The organism is Salinivibrio kushneri (assembly GCF_027286325.1).
GTDB classification, from domain to species: Bacteria; Pseudomonadota; Gammaproteobacteria; order Enterobacterales; family Vibrionaceae; genus Salinivibrio; species Salinivibrio kushneri_A.
Map to the genome: position 1 here is coordinate 1,959,335 of NZ_CP114588.1, position 19,996 is coordinate 1,979,330.

General features: G+C 49.4%; 16 protein-coding genes and 1 tRNA gene. 2 read left to right on the forward strand and 15 right to left on the reverse strand.

Annotation, left to right across the window (positions count from 1 at the left end; genetic code table 11):
• Positions 1 to 44 precede the first annotated feature (44 nt).
• The 10 genes from N8M53_RS09225 to N8M53_RS09270 all read right to left on the reverse strand — a co-directional run bounded on the left by N8M53_RS09225 (position 45) and on the right by N8M53_RS09270 (position 11,632).
• Positions 45 to 1,403: an anti-phage deoxyguanosine triphosphatase gene (locus tag N8M53_RS09225; RefSeq protein ID WP_269578562.1), complete on the reverse strand. Its 1,359-nt coding sequence runs from the start codon at positions 1,401 to 1,403 to the stop codon at positions 45 to 47.
• The gene (gene yfbR, locus N8M53_RS09230) at positions 1,390 to 1,992 is read right to left on the reverse strand and encodes a 5'-deoxynucleotidase (RefSeq protein ID WP_269578563.1); all 603 of its coding nucleotides are present in this window, start codon (positions 1,990 to 1,992) and stop codon (positions 1,390 to 1,392) included. Before yfbR ends, N8M53_RS09225 begins: the two co-directional genes overlap by 14 nt.
• A gap of 107 nt (positions 1,993 to 2,099) precedes the next feature.
• Positions 2,100 to 2,402 (reverse strand): ComEA family DNA-binding protein, encoded by a 303-nt coding sequence (locus N8M53_RS09235; protein ID WP_269578564.1) that lies wholly within the window; start codon positions 2,400 to 2,402, stop codon positions 2,100 to 2,102.
• 161 nt (positions 2,403 to 2,563) lie between these two features.
• Positions 2,564 to 4,444 (reverse strand): peptidylprolyl isomerase, encoded by a 1,881-nt coding sequence (gene ppiD, locus N8M53_RS09240; RefSeq protein WP_269578565.1) that lies wholly within the window; start codon positions 4,442 to 4,444, stop codon positions 2,564 to 2,566.
• A gap of 169 nt (positions 4,445 to 4,613) precedes the next feature.
• Positions 4,614 to 4,889 (reverse strand): nucleoid-associated protein HU-beta, encoded by a 276-nt coding sequence (gene hupB / locus N8M53_RS09245; RefSeq protein WP_269578566.1) that lies wholly within the window; start codon positions 4,887 to 4,889, stop codon positions 4,614 to 4,616.
• A gap of 188 nt (positions 4,890 to 5,077) precedes the next feature.
• Positions 5,078 to 7,450 carry an endopeptidase La gene (lon, locus tag N8M53_RS09250; RefSeq protein WP_269578567.1) on the reverse strand — a complete coding sequence of 791 codons (2,373 nt, stop codon included), beginning with the start codon at positions 7,448 to 7,450 and terminating at the stop codon, positions 5,078 to 5,080.
• A gap of 138 nt (positions 7,451 to 7,588) precedes the next feature.
• Positions 7,589 to 8,866, reverse strand: coding sequence for an ATP-dependent protease ATP-binding subunit ClpX (gene clpX / locus N8M53_RS09255; RefSeq protein ID WP_069362055.1), 1,278 nt, complete (start codon positions 8,864 to 8,866; stop codon positions 7,589 to 7,591).
• 145 nt (positions 8,867 to 9,011) lie between these two features.
• Positions 9,012 to 9,635, reverse strand: coding sequence for an ATP-dependent Clp endopeptidase proteolytic subunit ClpP (gene clpP, locus N8M53_RS09260; protein ID WP_046075254.1), 624 nt, complete (start codon positions 9,633 to 9,635; stop codon positions 9,012 to 9,014).
• A gap of 278 nt (positions 9,636 to 9,913) precedes the next feature.
• Positions 9,914 to 11,218: a trigger factor gene (tig, locus tag N8M53_RS09265; protein WP_077771467.1), complete on the reverse strand. Its 1,305-nt coding sequence runs from the start codon at positions 11,216 to 11,218 to the stop codon at positions 9,914 to 9,916.
• 337 nt (positions 11,219 to 11,555) lie between these two features.
• A tRNA-Arg gene (locus N8M53_RS09270) sits at positions 11,556 to 11,632 on the reverse strand.
• A 309-nt stretch (positions 11,633 to 11,941) separates the two neighbouring features.
• On the opposite strand from N8M53_RS09270, the gene folD reads away from it, so the two are divergent.
• Positions 11,942 to 12,802 carry a bifunctional methylenetetrahydrofolate dehydrogenase/methenyltetrahydrofolate cyclohydrolase FolD gene (folD, locus tag N8M53_RS09275; RefSeq protein ID WP_269578568.1) on the forward strand — a complete coding sequence of 287 codons (861 nt, stop codon included), beginning with the start codon at positions 11,942 to 11,944 and terminating at the stop codon, positions 12,800 to 12,802.
• 30 nt (positions 12,803 to 12,832) lie between these two features.
• On the opposite strand, the gene N8M53_RS09280 is transcribed toward folD, so the two are convergent.
• From N8M53_RS09280 to N8M53_RS09295, 4 genes are all read right to left on the reverse strand, one after another.
• On the reverse strand, positions 12,833 to 14,074 hold the full coding sequence (locus N8M53_RS09280; RefSeq protein WP_269578569.1) for a response regulator: 1,242 nt from the start codon (positions 14,072 to 14,074) through the stop codon (positions 12,833 to 12,835).
• Positions 14,075 to 14,288: 214 nt separating this feature from the next.
• Complete coding sequence (locus tag N8M53_RS09285; protein ID WP_269578570.1) at positions 14,289 to 15,512, reverse strand: response regulator; 1,224 nt, start codon at positions 15,510 to 15,512, stop codon at positions 14,289 to 14,291.
• A gap of 80 nt (positions 15,513 to 15,592) precedes the next feature.
• On the reverse strand, positions 15,593 to 16,093 hold the full coding sequence (gene rfaH, locus N8M53_RS09290; RefSeq protein WP_269578571.1) for a transcription/translation regulatory transformer protein RfaH: 501 nt from the start codon (positions 16,091 to 16,093) through the stop codon (positions 15,593 to 15,595).
• A 154-nt stretch (positions 16,094 to 16,247) separates the two neighbouring features.
• On the reverse strand, positions 16,248 to 17,303 hold the full coding sequence (locus N8M53_RS09295; protein WP_269578572.1) for a response regulator: 1,056 nt from the start codon (positions 17,301 to 17,303) through the stop codon (positions 16,248 to 16,250).
• A gap of 511 nt (positions 17,304 to 17,814) precedes the next feature.
• Here N8M53_RS09295 and N8M53_RS09300 point away from each other — a divergent pair.
• Positions 17,815 to 18,414 (forward strand): Yip1 family protein, encoded by a 600-nt coding sequence (locus tag N8M53_RS09300; RefSeq protein WP_046075248.1) that lies wholly within the window; start codon positions 17,815 to 17,817, stop codon positions 18,412 to 18,414.
• 63 nt (positions 18,415 to 18,477) lie between these two features.
• Here the strand turns inward: N8M53_RS09300 and purF are convergent, their stop codons facing one another.
• Entirely contained in the window at positions 18,478 to 19,992 is a 1,515-nt protein-coding gene (purF, locus tag N8M53_RS09305; protein WP_269578573.1) for an amidophosphoribosyltransferase, read from the reverse strand.
• Between the last annotated feature and the right edge of the window lie 4 nt (positions 19,993 to 19,996).

Here is a 19,996-nt window from a genome sequence, read left to right on the forward strand (position 1 = left end):
TGGACACGGGGGCTTAACCATCAACCTTTTCGCTCAGCCCATGGCTAGCGAATAGCGTATAACGGGCCATTACTGGCAGCGGTAAACATGGTGCTGTGAAGCTTTTGCGCAAAGCTATCGGTCATCGACGACAGATAATCAGCAATCACCCGCATACCTGACTCACCACGCTCTCTCGCGGTCAGCCAGTCACGTCGGTAGTCGGTTGGCAACAGACGTTCAGGATCGGAGGCGAACGCATCAAATAACTCCATCACCAACTGCTGCCCTTTGTACTCAACAACCTGTAACTCCGGCTGCTTAACCACAAATTGACTGACAAAGCGCTTTAGCACCTCTAATACACCGGCCATTACCGCGGTTAAATAGGCATTCCACGCCAATAACGGTGATGTAAAACTGTGCGTACCGTCTTGATTGGTGGGTGCAACTTCCACCGAGGTCAACAAGGTATTCACCAAGGCACCAATGGCATCTTTCCGCTCATAAGGGGGGCCAAACATTTGCTCGCTAAGCTCGCCAATGTTGGCTTCTAACCAAGGATCACCACACTCGGCTAAATGACTGGCGACCGCCTCTTGCCATTGCTCGCGGGTGACTAAGCCCATCACGATAGCGTCTTCCAGATCATGGACGCCATAAGCGATATCATCAGCCAGCTCCATAATGGAACAATCGAGGGATTTATAACGTGTTTTCCGGTGTTGATCCGCTGGCGTATTCTCTCGGAACGCTAAGAACAGCGCGCGATCTGCGTCACTTAATGGGTTCAGAACCCAATCTCGCCGACCTTTATCATCATCATAGATCCCTTTGGCGGGCTGCCAATCTCGCGCTTTAAGATGACGAAAATCGTTAACCGGTGCTGGCTGGCTTCCCTTGTGTGCAGTACTGATTAATGCCGGATACTTCATCACCCCCAGTAAGGTACGACGGGCCAAATTCATCCCATGATGCTGCGTGTAAGGCTCAAGCATCGTGACAATCCGGAAGGTTTGCGCATTACCCTCAAACCCACCGTCATTACGCATCATGTAATTCAGTGCGATTTCACCGCCATGCCCATAGGGAGGATGACCAATATCATGTGCCAAGCACAAGCTTTCCATTAACCCGGTTGAAGGAAGCAAAGGACGAAACGCTGGCTGTTTTTCTTTGAGCTGCGCGACAATGCCGGTACCAATTTGCGATACCTCCAGCGAGTGGGTTAAACGGGTTCTATAGAAATCGCTATGCTCAGCGCCCAATACTTGGGTTTTAGCCTGCAGGCGTCGAAAGGCAGCGGAGTGTAGAATGCGGGCACGATCGCGCTGGTAGGCCGTGCGCTTATCATGACGACGCTTTTTTTTCTCATTCGCCATCTGGCGAGTTTGCCAGGCGTCAGACAGGTCAAAATCCATCATCACTGATCTCATCAAGCGAGAGTGTAAAACTATTCACAAAGGTGGCCATAAAGTAATCGGTTGCTGGCGAGCGCCGTTTTTCTAACGAGGCGTCCAATCGTTTCTTGGCTTGCTCAAACTCGTGGTTACCCGCAGCGATTTCTTCCAGGCATTTCAAATAGGCACACAGGGTGTCGGCTTGCTTCACCAACTGATAGTCATCCTGTGCGATATGGTCTGAGTCAATCAGTCCGATATATTCCTCTTGCAGCTCAGGGGGGAGCATGGCAATCAGTTTCTTCTCGGCCATTTTCTCAATTTTTTTGTACTCCCCGGCAATGGATGGATTGAAGTACTTGACTGGAGTAGGCAAATCACCCGTGATCACCTCACTGCAATCATGAAACATGGCTAACACCGCAATGCGTTCCGGTTGATAGTTGCCATTGAAGCGTTTGTTATTGATTAACGCTAAAGCGTGCGCCACAAAGGCAACCTGTAAGCTGTGTTCAGAGATGTTTTCGGCAGAAACATTGCGCATAAGCGGCCAACGGTAAATTAGCTTCATTCGCGCAAGGTGGGCAAAAAAGTGGCTTTGTTTTTGAGTCATCGCATCCTGCTACCTTACTACACGTCGCTTTCATTGTGTGCATTCAGGCGAGCAGACACAAGTATTATTCGCGCAAAGCACACTGAGCGGCTTTGCGCGGGCATCCGTTACACTTTGATGCGATCACGATTTTTCTCTAATGTCGACGCACCAATCCCCTTCACCTCTATCAAGGCCTCTGGCGAACTAAACTCACCATGCGCCTGGCGGTATTCAATAATGGCCTTCGCTTTTGCAGAACCCACACCACTCAATTGCTCTGACAACTGCTGCTCACTCGCTGTATTGATATTCACCGAGAGACGCTCAACTTGCTCAGCCGCTTGCGAGGTATTGTCATCAGCGCTCCATGCTACTGGGGCGGTGATTAACGCCATGGTGAATAGCAGGCAGGATAAAAGGTATTTCATGGTTGACTCCTTGTAGAAATGTCAGCCTTACCCTAAATCTGCGCTCGCCTATTTGCATGTGAGTAATAAAAGAAAAACGACGCAGGACAAAGTCCTAGCGCCGCTTTTCTTACTCAAGCAAAGAGGGTGCGAGAGAGATCGAACTCCTGCTGCCCACTTCCTTACTGGGTATCTGACTCCGCGTAAGTCACATCCACCTCTTCGCGCAATGCTTGTAAGGTAGCAGACAATGACATATTACTCATCGCGCGCTGAACACGCGCCGCCATCTGGCTTTGCGGGCTAATGTCCGGCACCTCAGGTTCGATGACCTTATCTAGCGCCACCACGACCACATCACCCTCGCGGTTTTGTGTAACGCCATAACTCGATGCCTCTGATTCAGGCTGTGGCAGAGAAAACGCCAATTCGGCTACTGCTTGTTGCTGAGACACACGGTTGAGTGTCATTGGCGCACTGAAAGTGTAATCACTGCCTGTCAACTCACCTGTTTGCTCAAGCTGGGCAATCAAGTCTCCAGCGGTTTGTTTTGCTTGCTCTTGGCCTTTCTCAGCGGCGAGGGTTTCGCGAACTTGGTCTTTCACTTCCGCAAAACTAAGCTGCTTTTCCGGCTTCACATCATCAAGGCGCACAACAATCGCATGCTCACCAGATAACTCAATCAGCTCTGAGTTAAGGCCGTTTTCGCGTACATCATAACTGTCAAGCGCTTGCTGAATTTGAGGACGGGCCATTAACCCCGTTGCTGCGTCCAAGGCAAAGTATTCAGTGTATTTCACGTCACCGTTTATCGCGGCCGCGGCTGGCTCTAGGCCATTGGCTTCCTCAAAAGCGACTTCCGCCAGTTTGGTCGACTGTGCGTAGAAACGATCCGCCGCACGCGCTTGTTGCAAAGCAGTGCGAATATCGTTTTTAACTTCTGCAAGCGGGGTGACATCCGCCGGATCAATATCATCCAAACGGATAATATGATAACCAAAATCAGATTGAACCAGCCCAGAAATATCACCTTTCTCTGACAGCCCATACGCGGCTTTCTCGAACGCCGGATCCATCACATCAGGCTCAATCCAATCGAGTGATCCACCCTGCTCGGCACTGAAGGTATCATCAGACACCTCTTTCGCCAGCTCAGCAAATGCTTCGCCTTGGTTCAGACGTTCTCGCACTTGCTCCGCTTTGGCTTTGGCCTCTTCACCGGTCCCTTCGATCAAGATATGGCTGACTTTGCGACGCTCTTGCGAACCATATTGGGATTGGTTCTCTTGATAATACGCTTCGATGTCTTGATCAGAGATTTGAATGTCACTGGCCAGCCCTTCGCCTGTTAGCTCTACGTAAGCGACTTTCACCATGCGTGGCTGAATATAGTCGTCTCGATGGTCCTGATAATAGGCTTCCATCTCGTCATCAGTGAGCGTTACTTGTTCGGCAAATTTTTCAACCGGGAGCGTGATGGTCCGTACTTCTCGGCTTTGCGCTTCTAGGCGATATAGGCTCTCCAACTCGCTGGGTAACACAAACCCTGAGCTTTGCAGGCCATTAACCAGTTGCTGACGCATTAAATCTGTACGCATGTAGTTAGCAAACTCATCCGCACTCATACCTGTTTGGCGCAGTGCTGCCTGGTAACGGTCGTTATTAAACTGCCCGCCTTGACGGAATTGTGGTATCGCACGAATAGCCGCTTTGACTTGCGCATCACTCACACGCAAGCCGAGTTCGCCAGCCGCTTGCTCTAACAGCAAGTCATTGATCATTCGATCTAAGATGTTTTGACGAAAACGCTTCACATACTCTGGGTTGCCCAGCAGTTGGTTAAACTGCTCTCCGGCTTGTTGCTGCATACGAGCACGTTCGTTTTGATAAGCTCGATCGAGCTCTGCACGGCTGATTTCTTTATCACCGACGGTTGCAGCGGGCGGGTTGGAACCGCCTGCCAGATAGCTGCCGACACCGGCAAAAGCAAAGGAAAAGATGATAAGGCTTAAAATGATCTTCACCGCAAGACTATTGGTGCCTTCGCGTATACGTTCCATCATAACTGGCCGGTACTCCAACTGGTTTGGGCTGGTTGTTTTTCAACTAAAAAGGCGCATCGTGTGATGCGCCTTTACGCTCTTGTGTGCCGAATTATACGCGGTTGTTAGTGGCTTTGCAGCTCCAACGCCCCGTCAAACGCGAATAATTCGGCAGCGAGTCACGTGATCATTACTCGTTAACGGCGTCTTTTAACGCTTTACCCGCTTTAAAGCCAGGTACTTTAGCCGCTGCGATATCGATTTCAGCGCCAGTCTGCGGGTTACGCCCCTTGCGTGCTGCGCGCTCGCGCACTGAGAAGGTACCAAAGCCGACTAACGCGACTTGGTCGCCTGACTTCAATGTGTCTGAGACAGCTTCTACGAAAGCATCCAATGCGCGGCCCGCTGAGGCCTTAGAAATATCCGCACCTTCTGCAATATGATCAATCAGTTCCGACTTATTCACTTTTTCATCCCCTTAGATTACATCTCCGCAAACCTATCAATGTTGCGGTATTCAATAACAGACGCTTTGTCGACGAAAGACGTTGAAAGCGCGCATGCCCGCCCCATGCAGGCAATGCGTCAGAGCAACGTTAGCGAGCAAAAAAAACGCTGACAAGCCTTTTACTGCCTGTCAGCGTTTTACGTTGCTTAATTTTGCTGCATGTCACTCTTTTCGGCGTTAACCAGCTCAATACCGAGCGGATTATTCTCTAACGCAATGGTTAAAACTTCATCAATCCAACGCACTGGGTGAATCGATAAATCCTCTTTGACGTTAGCTGGAATGTCCTCCAGGTCGCGCTCGTTCTCTTTTGGAATGACAACGGTTTTGATACCGCCACGGCGCGCAGCCAATAGCTTTTCTTTTAAGCCGCCAATAGGTAAGACTTCACCACGTAGGGTGATCTCACCGGTCATTGCCACATCAGAACGCACTGAGTTACCGGTTAAGCTTGAGACCAAGGCAGTACACATGGCGATACCTGCACTCGGCCCGTCTTTCGGGGTCGCCCCCTCAGGCACGTGCACATGAATATCACGCTTCTCGTAAAAGTCGCTATTGATCCCCAGCTTTTCAGCACGGCTGCGCACCACGGTCATCGCCGCTTGCACCGACTCTTGCATCACATCGCCCAGCGAGCCTGTGTGTGTCAGTTTCCCTTTACCTGGCATCGCCTCGGTTTCGATGGTGAGCAGGTCACCACCCACTTCGGTCCACGCCAAACCTGTCACTTGACCGACACGGTTTTGCTCATCCGCTTTACCATAATCAAAGCGGCGCACACCAAGGTAATCTTGCAAGTTCTCATCCGTCACCGTCACTTGCTTGAGATCGCTATTAAGCAGAATTTCTTTGACCGTCTTGCGGCAAAGTTTAGAAATCTCGCGCTCAAGGTTACGTACGCCCGCTTCGCGTGTGTAGTAACGAATAATGCCGATAATTGCCGAGTCTTCAATCGTGATCTCATGCGGTTTTAAGCCATTGCGCGCCACTTGCTTGTCAATCAAATGTTGCTTGGCAATGTTGAGCTTCTCGTCCTCGGTATAACCAGAAAGGCGGATCACTTCCATCCGATCCAGCAATGGACCCGGAATGTTCATCGAGTTTGACGTCGCCACGAACATCACATCCGAGAGATCGTAGTCAACCTCTAGATAGTGGTCGTTAAACGCATTATTTTGCTCAGGATCAAGCACCTCAAGCAGCGCCGATGAAGGGTCACCACGCATGTCAGACGACACCTTATCGATTTCATCGAGCAGGAACAGCGGGTTTCGCACTCCCACTTTAGACATCTTCTGGATAAGCTTGCCGGGCAATGAGCCGATATAAGTCCGTCGATGACCACGGATTTCCGCTTCATCACGTACGCCACCTAATGCCATACGGGTATATTTACGCCCGGTGGCACGCGCAATAGACTGCCCTAGCGAGGTTTTACCCACCCCTGGCGGCCCCACTAAGCAAAGAATCGGGCCCTTGAGCTTTTTCATCCGGTTCTGTACCGCGAGGTATTCCAAGATGCGATCTTTGACACGCTCAAGCCCGTAGTGATCGGCGTTCAATACTTCTTCCGCCCGGGCTAAGTTTTTCTTCACCTTTGAGCGCTTCGCCCACGGCACGCTGATCATCCAATCGATATAGCTGCGAACCACGGTTGCTTCAGCAGACATCGGAGACATCATTTTTAGCTTCTGCAGCTCTTGCTCGGTTTTTTCCCGAGCTTCCTGCGGCATTTTTGACTCTTCGATTTTTTGCTTCAGCGCTTCAAACTCATCCGGTGCATCATCCAGCTCACCCAGCTCTTTCTGAATGGCTTTCATTTGCTCGTTGAGATAATACTCGCGCTGGCTTTTTTCCATTTGCTTTTTAACGCGTCCACGAATGCGCTTCTCGACCTGGAGTAAGTCAATCTCAGACTCCATCATGGTCATCAAGTATTCGAGACGCTCGGAAATATCGACGATTTCCAACACATTTTGCTTGTCTTCAAGCTTAAGCGGCATGTGGGCGGCAATGGTATCAGCAAGGCGCGCAGCCTCTTCAATCCCATTTAACGACGTCAGCACTTCTGGCGGGATCTTTTTGTTTAGCTTGATAAAGCCTTCAAACTGGCTGATCGCCGTGCGAACTAGCACTTCCTGTTCACGCTCATCCAAGCTCGGTGTGGTCAAATACTCCGCTTGAGCGGTAAAGAAATCATCTTCACTAAACTGATCGATGCGCGCACGCTGCATCCCTTCAACCAGGACTTTAACCGTACCGTCTGGAAGTTTAAGAAGCTGGAGGATGGTTGCCACCGTACCAACGGTGTATAAATCTGAGATACTTGGATCATCAGTGGCCGCATCTTTTTGCGCAACCAGTAGAATCTGTTTGTCATTGTCCATCGCCGCTTCAAGGCAGCGTATCGACTTTTCCCTTCCCACGAAAAGCGGGATCACCATGTGAGGATAAACCACCACATCCCGAAGTGGCAGCACCGGAATGTCAATGCGCTCGGAACGCTCCAAGTTCATATGCTTCTCTCTTCCGTTCAATCTGATTATGAGTATATGGGGTCTGTTGGACAGGTTTCAACGGCTCAACCGTCAGAAAATAAAAAAGGGAGTTGTCACTCCCTTTTTCTATCTCGCTGATAACCTTATGTAACGATCTTACTCGCCACCGGCTGCTTGATTATCAGTGTGTTCATACATCAGTAGAGGTGCAGATTCGCCTCGGATCACTGAATCGTCAATCACCACTTTACTCACGTCTTTCATTGACGGTAAGTCGTACATGGTATCCAACAAGACAGCTTCGACAATGGAGCGTAGACCACGCGCACCGGTTTTCCGTTCCATCGCTTTTTTGGCGATAGCCCGCAATGCGTCGTCTCGGAACTCAAGCTCAACACCGTCTAGCTCAAGCAAGGCACCATACTGCTTCGTGAGTGCGTTCTTAGGTTCACGTAGAATTTGCACCAAGGCGTCTTCATCAAGCTCTCTCAACACGGCTGTGACGGGTAGACGCCCGATAAATTCAGGGATCAAGCCGTACTTCACCATATCTTCAGGCTCAACTTTGCCAAAGAACTCGTCGGCTGAGCGATCTGTCGCCCCTTTGACCTGCGCACCAAAGCCAATGCCAGAGCCTGTGTCGACACGCTGCTCAACCACTTTATCGAGCCCAGCAAACGCACCACCGCAGATGAACAGAATTTTCGATGTGTCCACTTGCAAGAATTCTTGCTGTGGATGCTTACGCCCCCCTTGGGGTGGAATCGAGGCAACTGTCCCTTCTACCAATTTAAGCAGTGCCTGTTGCACCCCTTCCCCAGAAACGTCTCGGGTAATAGATGGGTTGTCGGATTTACGAGAGACCTTGTCAATCTCATCGATATAAACGATACCACGCTCCGCTTTGGCGACATCATAATCGCACTTTTGCAACAGCTTTTGGATAATGTTTTCTACGTCTTCACCGACATAACCGGCTTCGGTCAATGTGGTGGCGTCTGCCATGGTAAATGGCACATCCAAAAAGCGTGCAAGCGTTTCGGCCAGCAATGTTTTACCACTACCCGTAGGGCCGATCAGCAAGATGTTACTCTTGCCCAGCTCCACGCCATCTGCGCTTTTATCACCGTTTCGCAAGCGTTTGTAGTGGTTGTATACTGCAACCGAGAGCACTTTTTTCGCTTGCTCTTGGCCAATGACATAATCGTCAAGGTGTGCACGAATTTCACTCGGCGCGGGCAAGGTATCTCCCTCGCGCTTCGGCATCACTTCTTTGATTTCTTCGCGGATAATGTCATTACACAGGTCAACACACTCATCACAAATGTAGACCGATGGCCCGGCAATTAACTTACGAACTTCGTGTTGGCTCTTACCACAGAATGAGCAGTAAAGCAGCTTTCCGCTTCCACCGTCTTTTCGCTTGTCTGTCATTCGCTAACCTCTTTGGGGCATTTGCCCGTCGTTGCCTTATGTTGAGTTTACAACAAATCGGCCACTTTTTCCGACCCAACCACTGACAAGCTTTGCACTTGTTCACGCAGCTTGCTTGATTTCAACGCCCTAAGGCATGTTGGGTTTAGTCTCGTTGACTTAATACGGCGTCAACCAAGCCATAGTCCACCGCTTCTTGCGCCGCCATGAAGTTGTCACGGTCGGTGTCACGCTCAATCACTTCCATCGGCTGGCCTGTATGCTCAGCCAACAGCGTGTTGAGGCGGTGCTTGGTTTTAATCATTTCTTGGGCATGAATTTCAATGTCAGACGCCTGGCCTTGGAAGCCCCCCAGCGGCTGGTGAATCATGACCCGTGAATTCGGTAGGCAATAACGTTTGCCTTTCGCCCCACCTGCCAATAGGAACGATCCCATTGAGCACGCTTGGCCAGTACACAGAGTGCTGACATCTGGCTTAATAAACTGCATGGTGTCATAAATTGCCATCCCCGCTGTCACCACACCACCTGGCGAGTTGATGTACAGGTAAATGTCTTTTTCTGGATTCTCTGACTCTAAGAACAGCATCTGCGCCACAATCAAATTTGCCATTTGATCTTCCACTTGCCCAGTGAGGAAGATGATGCGTTCTTTTAGCAGGCGAGAGTATATATCGTAAGAGCGCTCGCCGCGCGAGGTTTGTTCCACCACCATAGGGACAAGGGCGTCCATAATTGGCGGCATGGCATTATTGTGTTGTTGGCTCATAGCGTAATATCCCTAATCGAATTCGTTATAACTCTTGCCTTAACCAAGGTTTAGCACAAAACGCTGTAACAGGTCACTAAAATCTTAAATCGATGAACGCAGCTTAATGATCCAGCGAGGTTTTTTGTGGCTAAAACGTCTCGCACTCTCAACGGCTAGGCGAACGGTATAGCGACTCAGTAGATGGAAAAAATGGCCCAAATGACAAGTCATTAGGGCCATTGTAAGCAAATCCATTTACGCAGTGTCAATGCGACACAAACGTTTTTTAACCTTGATTAAGCTTGCTGAGAAGCGTTCATCAAGTCACTAAAGCCGACTTCAGCTTCGGTGACAGTGGCTTTTGCTAGCAGCGCATCGATGGCTTGCTCTTCAAGCGCAACGTTACGCATGTTTTCCATCAGCTTCTCGTCTTTCTCATAGTAAGCGACAACTTCTGATGGGTCTTCATACGCAGATGCCATCTCTTCGATCAGTGCTTTAACACGCTCATCATCCGCTTCAAGCTCTTCAGACTTGATCACTTCGCCCAGCAGCAGACCAACACTTACACGGCGTTTGGCTTGCTCTTCAAATAGCTCACGTGGTAGCTGAGAAGCGCTGTCCATGTTGCCACCAAAGCGTTGTGCCGCTTGCTGGCGCAAGGTGCCAATTTCTTGCTCAATCAGCGCTGAAGGTACGTCGATTTGGTTTTGCTCAACCAAGCCATCCAGTACCTGCTCTTTTACCTTGTTTTTGATCGCTTGTTTTAGTTCGCGATCCATGTTTTTACGCACTTCTGCTTTCAGGCCTTCTACGCTGCCATCAGCAATGCCAAAGCGCTGAACAAACTCTTCTGTTAGCTCTGGTAGCTCTTGCTCTTCAACCGTATGCAGTTTAATCGCGAACTGTGCTGCTTTACCTTTCAGGTTCTCAGCATGGTAGTCTTCTGGGAAGTTCACATCGATAGTGAATTCTTCACCCGCTTTTTTACCCACAAGGCCGTCTTCAAAGCCTGGGATCATGCGACCTTGGCCCATTTCTAGCTGGAAGCCTTCGGCTTTACCGCCTTCAAACTCTTCACCGTCGATGGTGCCAACAAAGTCCAAGGTGACACGGCTGTTCTCTTTCGCTTCACCGTCTGCTTCTACCCAGCTTGCTTGTTGCTTACGCAGAGTATTCAGCATTTCGTCCACATCGCTTTCTTGCACTTCGGCTTTTGGCTTCTCAACGCTAATCGCGTCTAAACCTTGAAGCTCCACTTCTGGGTACACTTCAAAATCCGCTTTAAAGACCAAATCTTGGCCTGCTTCGTTTTCAACCGGTGTAAAGCTTGGCGCCCCTGCTGGGTTCACTTTTTCTTGAATCATGGCTTCGATGAAGTGACGCTGCATCACTTCGCCCAGCACGTCTTGGCGTACTGTGTCACCGTACATGCGTGACACCATCTTCAATGGAACTTTACCTTTACGGAAACCATCAAAACGACGATTCTTAGCGATATTGCGTAGCTCTTTAGTGACTGCGTCATCAATGTTGGCAGCAGGCACTGTGATGGTCATTTGGCGCTTAAGGCCTTCGGTGGTTTCAACGGTAACTTGCATTATAAATTTAACCTCAAATTTACTCAGGGGTACTGAGTGATGTATACCAGTTTTACTGGTGGCATCATCTGAGCTATGAATCCGTCATAGCCCCTGCGAATCCGGATACACGCAACTGGCGTATCGAGCTATCTCATCCGAGACTGAAAATTAAGACGCGCTATTATAGCGGCACCCGTCAACTGAGTCGAGACAAGGGGCGACCGATGGCGTTTCAATATCAAAATTGGGGTGATATCTCACAATTCAACCGCGTAGGATCACAGTTTTTACGGTTTTATGTGCGTTTGGTTATTTTCAGAGCAATTCGGTGAGAAAAACGGGAAAGGAAGCGAAATGGCGCGCCCTACAGGATTCGAACCTGTGACCCACGGCTTAGAAGGCCGTTGCTCTATCCAACTGAGCTAAGGGCGCACTGTCTTTACGCAGCGTGGATTATAAAGCGACGTTAGGCGTCGTCAACGCTTTTCCCTAAAATCTTGACGTGGTTGCTCAAAACCACATCATTTACTGGCTATGTATTCATGCCACGCGGTGAGGCGAGAGCGCTTAATATGTTCTATTGGTGTTTCAGTCCAGCAAAGCATCGTGCGAACATGGAGGGCTGAGTACTTCTTTTTGCCCTCTCCCTCATTAAACTGCATTAGCAAACGTTTGCGTAATAGCTTTTAGGTGCGTTTTTTGTCACACTATTGCCAACATTGCTTTAGCCGAAGGATAGTTATGGCCGCACAACTCATTGATGGAAAGCTGATCGCGCAAACTGTGCGCCGAGAGGTTGCCGCTCGCGTCTCCGCACGCACTCAAGCTGGACGTAGAGCCCCCGGATTGGCGGTAATTCTGGTCGGAGACGATCCTGCCTCACAGGTTTATGTTGGCAGTAAACGCCGTGTCTGCGATGAAGTTGGGTTTGTGTCACGGTCTTACGACCTCCCTGCTTCATGCTCTCAACAAGAGTTGCTCTCACTCATTGACACCTTGAATGACGATGACAGCATTGATGGCATTCTCGTTCAACTGCCCTTGCCTGCAGGGATTGATGCCACATCCGTATTGGAGCGTATCCGCCCAGATAAAGATGTTGATGGGTTTCATCCCTACAATGTTGGTCGCTTGTGCCAACGCATGCCAACCTTGCGCTCTTGCACACCAAAAGGGATCATTACCCTCCTAGACCGCTATAATATCCCGCTTCGTGGTAAACATGCTGTGGTGGTGGGTGCCTCCAATATTGTTGGCCGGCCGATGACGTTAGAGCTTTTGTTAGCAGGCTGTACAACCACTACTTGCCACCGTTTCACCCAAGACTTAGAGGGACATGTCCGCCAAGCTGACGTACTCGTTGTCGCAGTGGGCAAGCCCAAATTCATTCCCGGAGAATGGATTAAACCCGGCGCCATTGTGATTGATGTAGGCATAAACCGCATGGAAAACGGCAAACTTATCGGCGATATTGAATACGACCTCGCCTATGAAAAGGCTAGCCACATTACTCCTGTGCCTGGCGGTGTTGGGCCGATGACTGTCGCAACCTTGATTGAAAACACGCTCATGGCCTGTGAGCAATACCATGATGCTAACTAGGATAAGAGAGGGTCAAACTGGCCCTCTTTTTCACGAGACTAAATCCGTTTGGGTATCTTGGATTAGCTGATTTCGTCCCCCAGCCTTAGCTTGGTACAAACACCAATCTGCACGCTGAACAAGTTCATCGATACGGGCATCCGCATGAACCATCCCTATACTGATGGTGATTGAAAATGCCTTATCATAGGGTGACCAAACGGTCTTTTCCAACTCTTCTCGCATCGCCTCAAGTCGGCGCACAAAGCCCACCTCGTCATTGCCATAGAGGATACAAAATTCCTCCCCACCAAAGCGAGCAACCATGCCTTCCGGGAAATAACGTTTCATCATTTTTGCTAGTTCAATCAGCGTAATATCACCGATATGATGACCATATTTATCATTGATCTTTTTAAAATGATCGACGTCGATCAGTGCCAAACTCCGCGGCCCCTTGTGTGTGCGTGTATGCGGATGCTCAAAAAAGTAACGCCGATTCCATACCTGAGTTAAATAATCCGTGTTGGCCATATTAAATAGGCGACGCTCGGTATCAAGCGCATTTAGCGTGCTGTGCAAGCGACAATAAAACTCCTCCTGATTAAACGGTTTAGCTAAAAAGTCGTTCGCACCCGCTTTCAAAAATCGCGCCGTTAAGCTGGAATCTTCCTCACCCGATAAGCCTATAATCGCCAATTGGCCGTCTGTTTTCAGCTTACGTAATGCCTTAACCACGCTCACACCGTCCATTTCTGGCATGGTGTAATCGGTAATCACCAAAGAAATTCGTTTATCGCGGCGCACCATAGCCAAGGCTTCTTGGCCATTTTGTGCCTCTAGAACATTGAGGTATTGCCGTTCCAATAAGCTGCGCACGTAACGGCGTGCCGTCAGCGAATCATCCACGACTAACACATGGTGCTGATGGTTCTTTTCCAAACGGTTGAGTAGAGGCGCTATCGACGATACGCACGAAGGGCTATCTTTGGGGATGTAATCAATCACAGTTTTGGCTAGCACACGCTCTCGAGTCCGAGCATCCATCATCGCCGTGAGTACAATCACTTTTATGTCCAGCGACAAACAAACATCAATGATTTCACCGTCCTGCCCATCGGGCAGGCAATAATCGAGGATAGCGCACAGAAAATCAGTCTCTTGGTTGAGGATCTTTTCTGCTTGTTCGATTGAGTTTGCTATACATGGGATGTAACCGGCCTTTCGTATCTCGGCTTCAAGTAACCGCCTGAAAGGTCGACTATCTTCCACAACCAACACTTTATATTCCATCTGCAACGCACCACGTCTTCACGTTAATTTTGCGTGACAATGCACGCAACGGGGCAAGAAGCGATACAGGGTAAGGGCAATTACGTGCGCGTAGACAGAAATTGCGCAAATTTCTCAATAGTGAAACATATCTCGCAGAAATTTGACGCAGTACAAATAGCCGCTCGTACACTTTATTCGTTATTTAGTGTCACTTTTTAGACAATTTAGACATTTACCCTTGATGTACCACTACTTGATTCCGGCCAGACGCTTTTGCCTGATACAAGGCTTGATCAGCAGTGTGTAAAAGGCGTGAGAGAGAGGCCGCTTGAGAGTCCACGCCAATGCTCACCGTGACTTTCAGCGTCTGATCTGACACCTGTACGGGGCGTTCGGCGACTGATTGGCGATAAGTGTCTAGCGATTGCTGAAACACCGTCAAATCACGGAGCGATAACACACAAAACTCTTCTCCTCCCAACCGCGCGACCGTGTCTTCCGGAAAGGCGTCTGCCAGCATTTGCGCGACCTCAACCAATACATCGTCACCGATATGATGACCAAAGTCGTCATTGATACGTTTAAAGTAATCAATATCAATAATCGCCAAATGCTTACGCGCTTCACTCGCCAGCAGCTCACCCTGCTCAAAAAAATAGCGTCGATTCCAAAGCTGCGTGAGAAAATCTGTATTGGCCAAGAGAAATAGCCGCCATTCGGTATCAATCGCATCCAAACAGCTATGAACACGGCAGAAGAACTCTTCCTGATTAAACGGTTTGGGCAAGTAATCGTTGGCCCCTGCTTTGAGAAAGCGTGCCGTTAGTGCATTATCATTATGTCCAGACAAGCCAATGATCGCCTGTGAACACTTGGTATCTTTCTTGCGAAGCGCGTAAACAAGCTGAAGACCATTCATCTTGGGCATTTCATAATCAGTGATAATCAGCGAGATATCTGGCGTTTTTTCCAGCACGTCAAGTGCCTGCTCACCATTTTCAGCTTCCAGTACGGTCAAATACTGACGCGCTAACAACGCAGAGATGCGTTGACGTATCGAGGCTGAGTCATCAACCACCAGTACACGGTGTCCTTGATTGTCAGCTAAACGCTTAATAAGTCGGCAAACCGCATCAATACAATGACTACTGTCTTTCGGGATATAATCGATTACGGGCTTCGATAGGATCTCATCACGCGTTTTCTCTGATTGCGAGGCGGTGAGGACGACCACTTTAAGCCCTGCGGATAAACATAAATCGATGACTTCGCCGTGGTGAGCATCGGGCAAATTATAGTCGAGGATCGCACAGAGATAGGCTGTGTGATGATCTAGCACATCCCTTGTTTCTGCGAGGCAGGTACAAGTCACAGGGGTAAAACCCGCTTTTTTTACCTGCTGTTCAGCCAGCATGCGAAACGACCGACTGTCTTCAACGATAAGGACCGACTTCAATGACTGCCTCCCTCACTTCAAGCTATACCTTGATGAGTGTAGCAGCCAAACGGGGAGATAGCGTTAACTAGGAGATGGTGTTAATTCGAGGCGCTGATATCAGCGTTATTGACACAAAGTTCAGTTTGCTTGCTAAGTATATTTATCAGCAAAATGCAGCGCTTCTCGCCGTCTTTTTCTTTGAAAATCGCTTCCGTGCCGGCAAACTGACCCTGTTCAATCATCACCGACTGTCCAGGCTTGAAGCCTTGATAGAGTGCGTCGCGTTGTTCGTCACAGTCTTCCATCATCATCAGCTGTTGGATCAACGCCAAGTCGACCTTGATCGGATAAGCGCCTTGGCGAACGAAATCAACCACACCACGCGTGGAGCGAACACTTGTATATTGCACGAGGTCGGGATCAAAGCAGGCAAAAATATAGTTGGGGAAGAGCGGCTCTTCAACGTGCTGACACTTGCCACGACGCAACTTTTCCACCGTCACTGTCGGGTAGTAACAATCAACGCCTTGGCGCTTCAAATTTTGTTCTGCGCGTTGCTGTTCCGCGCGCTTACAATAAAGTAGATACCAATGTTTCATGTCGTTCTGTCCCTGATGTCTATCGACAGCCTCAGCCTGTCCAGAGCGACGAGAGTATACGGATGTTAAGCCCGCACAGCAACAAAGGCGAGCGCTAATCTCGGCCACTCACCTTTGCATAGGGTTAACGATTCAACATTGTATCGCTGAGTGATTAGGCGATTTTTTGAATATCGACGCTGAAACTGTTCAAACCAACTTCATTCAACGACACACGCGCATCACCTGATTGAAGATCGACGCTTTGAAACTGGCTCGAGAACGCATCGCGCCCCAACCAATGCTCACTGTGAACAAGGCTTGTCGAACCACAACTATCGACCGTGGCTTTTATCCCCGCCGGTAAAATATCAAGCTGATTGTCGGCAGTGTTTAAGACACCGAACATCGCACGAACCGGCGATGTGTAGGCGGAGGCTCGAATCGCATCCTCGATCCGTTTTACCAAGGTGAGAAACCCCCTCTCATTAACATCACCTGAGCGGACGAAATCATTAAAAAACGCTCGGATCATCAAGGTGGTCGCGGTGCCGTCTTCCTCTGCAGAGGCAGAGTCGACCACATAAAATGCCATTTTCCCGCCCATCAACCACGCATAATCCAGCACAATGGGGTTGGCATCTGCCGATTGCAGTGAGTGATAGGAAAGACGCCAAGCACCTTGTTGCGAGTCGGGCTCTGGCATCAGCCCCATTAATAATTCACGTGCGCTACCTGGGTTGTGGCGTAAGGCATCAAGATGCCATTTGAGTTCCGTCTCTGACGCACCGCGATCTGTATCTTCGCTCACCTTGAACCATTGCTGGCTGAAATCATCGCTGGCGTGTACATCGTCATTCGCATCATCCACTACCGCCTCGATGGCTTTTTTGACCACATTGATGTCTTCGATCGGCTTGATCAGAAAGTCCTTTACCCCAAAGCGAAGCGCTTGAGCAACGTCAGCCATTCCTCCGGTACCAGAGATCACGATCATAGGTAGCATTGGATACTCAAGGCTCACCTCCTCAACGAATTCTAAGCCCGTCATCACTGGCATCGACAGATCACTGATCAATAGGTCAGGAATCGATTGTCTCAGCGCTTGCAACCCTTCTAAACCATTTTCGACTTCACGTACTACCGCTCCCTCTCTCTCGAGAAAAGATGCAATCATCCGACTGAAGACGGGATCATCTTCGACGATTAAAATCTCTTTATTATGCAACACGACGCTCTCCTCCAGGACTGCAAAGCAGCGGCTGTTTTCATTCTCACTGCACTAATCGTAGTTGAATTCAGACACACCTGTGACCGCTAATGAGATTTAATTCAGTAGCGCCCTATAAACAGCTGTTTAAAATAATAATTTTCTTAGCATTCAAGCAGGTGAACCATCAAAGCCATTTATCGGCAGCATAAAAAAGGCTTGAAAATCAATGACACTATAAGAGTACGCTACCCTGTATTAAAAGTAAGACTTATAACAATTAATACATGATGTCTATCACAATAATGTATATCGGTATTGTCTAAATATCGAGCCAATTAGAAATGCGCAGAAAGGCGATTTTTTGTCGGGGGGAAAACTTGCCAAGTGAGACGCCAACAACTATTCCTTATTAAAGGAGAGTGTATACGGCATCTGTCTCCGCACGTTAGCAGAGAACAAGTTTTACTTGAGGCGTCGTGCGCCGACCGTTGCACCTGACTTCACTGAGGGAATAACGAGCGGGGTTACTATGATTTTAAGTCATTTATTGGGGTTATATACCCATCCCAAAAAGGAATGGAAAGCGATTGGCGAGCGCCATGAGGCCGCCTCAAACAGCATCGGTCACGCATTATTACTCGCGTTAATCCCACCTGTTTGTGCCTACTACGCAAGCGTCCACATTGGCTGGCAAATCGGCGCGGGGGATCCTATTTTCATGACCCCGCAGAGCGCACTGTTCATCGCCAGTGCCATGTATCTTGCTTTGTTGGGTGGTGTAGCGGCGTTGGCCTACCTCACATTGTGGATGAGTCGTACGTTCGGTTCCGCCCCGACTTACACCCAATGTCTTGAGCTGGCAGCCTATACTGCGACACCTATTTTTATGGTGGGACTCGCCACGCTCTACCCGGTGGTGTGGTTTGTGATGATCGTCGGCTTGATTGGTATCGCCTACTCTGTCTATCTCCTCTACACGGGGGTTCCGATATTGATGGAAATCCCTGAAGAGCGAGGGTTCATCTATGCGAGTTCTGTCGTCACTTGCGGATTAGTGTTGCTAGTCGCGATACTTGCTGCTTCTGTCATCTTGTGGAATGTCGGTATGGGACCTGTCTTTACCCATTAATCGACATACATGCAAAAGGCTAACACTAAAAAAACGCCGCGATATCTGTCGCGGCGTTTTCAATTAGTCCTCGTTATGTATCTCTAAGTTAGCCAGCTCTTGCTGCTGCTCGCGTACCGTTTTCGCATCATCGTTACGCAAGCTTTGTATATACTCGAGATACGCTTGATCGACATCCTGAGTGACGTATTCACCGCTGAATACAGACGTCTCAAAGCGCTCAATAGCCGGGTTCGCTTCGCCAACCGCCGCTACCAAGTCAGAAAGATCTTGGTAGACCAAACCGTCTGCACCAATCAGTTGACCAATTTCGTCGACTTCACGACCATGAGCGATCAGTTCGTTGACGCTGGGCATGTCGATGCCATAGACGTTAGGAAAACGCACTTCGGGGGCGGCTGATGCCATATACACTTCTTTTGCCCCCGCCTCGCGCGCCATTTCGATAATTTGCTCCGAAGTGGTACCGCGGACGATCGAGTCATCAACCAACAAAACGCGCTTGTCTTTAAATTCAGAACGAATGGCATTGAGTTTACGGCGCACCGATTTCCGACGCATTTGTTGTCCGGGCATAATAAAGGTCCGCCCGACGTAACGGTTTTTTACGAACCCTTGGCGATAAGGCTTTCCGAGCACTTGGGCAATCTCCAAGGCGATGTCACAGGAGGTCTCTGGAATGGGGATCACCACATCGATATCGACGTCATCCCACTCACGTTGAATTTTAGCGCCCAGCTTCTGCCCCATGCGAATACGGGCTCCGTAAACCGAGACCTTGTCAATAAAAGAGTCTGGGCGAGAGAAATAGACAAATTCAAAGATGCAGGGATTTAAACTCGGTGCATCCGCACATTGACTGGTATGCAGTTGCCCATCCAGCGTGATATAGATAGCTTCACCGGGTGCGACATCACGGACAAAATCAAAACCGACCGCATCCAACGCCACCGTCTCCGACGCCACCATGTATTCAGTGCCAGCCTCCGTATCGCGCTTACCTAAACAGAGTGGCCGAATGCCCTTAGGATCACGAAACGCTATCACACCGTGGCCAATGACCATGGCCACGACCGCATAAGCCCCCGACACTTGTCGATGCACCGACGCCACCGCGGCAAACATATCATCAACCGTTAATGGGTGCGATGTCGCGTTAGATAACTGGTGGGCAAGGACGTTAAGAAGGATTTCAGAATCAGAGGTGGTATTAAGGTGACGACGGTCTTTTTCGAATAGCGACTGACGTAAGTCTTGTGCGTTGGTGAGGTTACCATTGTGGGCAAGCGTAATGCCGTACGGCGAGTTCACATAGAACGGCTGCGCTTCTGACGCGCTCGAGCTTCCCGCGGTTGGGTAACGCACATGCCCAATGCCGACTTGGCCTTGTAAGCGCTGCATATGCTTAAGTTGAAACACATCCTTTACGAGGCCATTGGCTTTTCTAAGCCGGAAACGATTGTCGTCAATAGTGACAATCCCGGCGGCATCCTGTCCCCGGTGTTGTAGCACCGTTAGTGCATCATAAATGGACTGATTGACCGGGGTGTTACCAACGATTCCAACAATACCACACATGTCA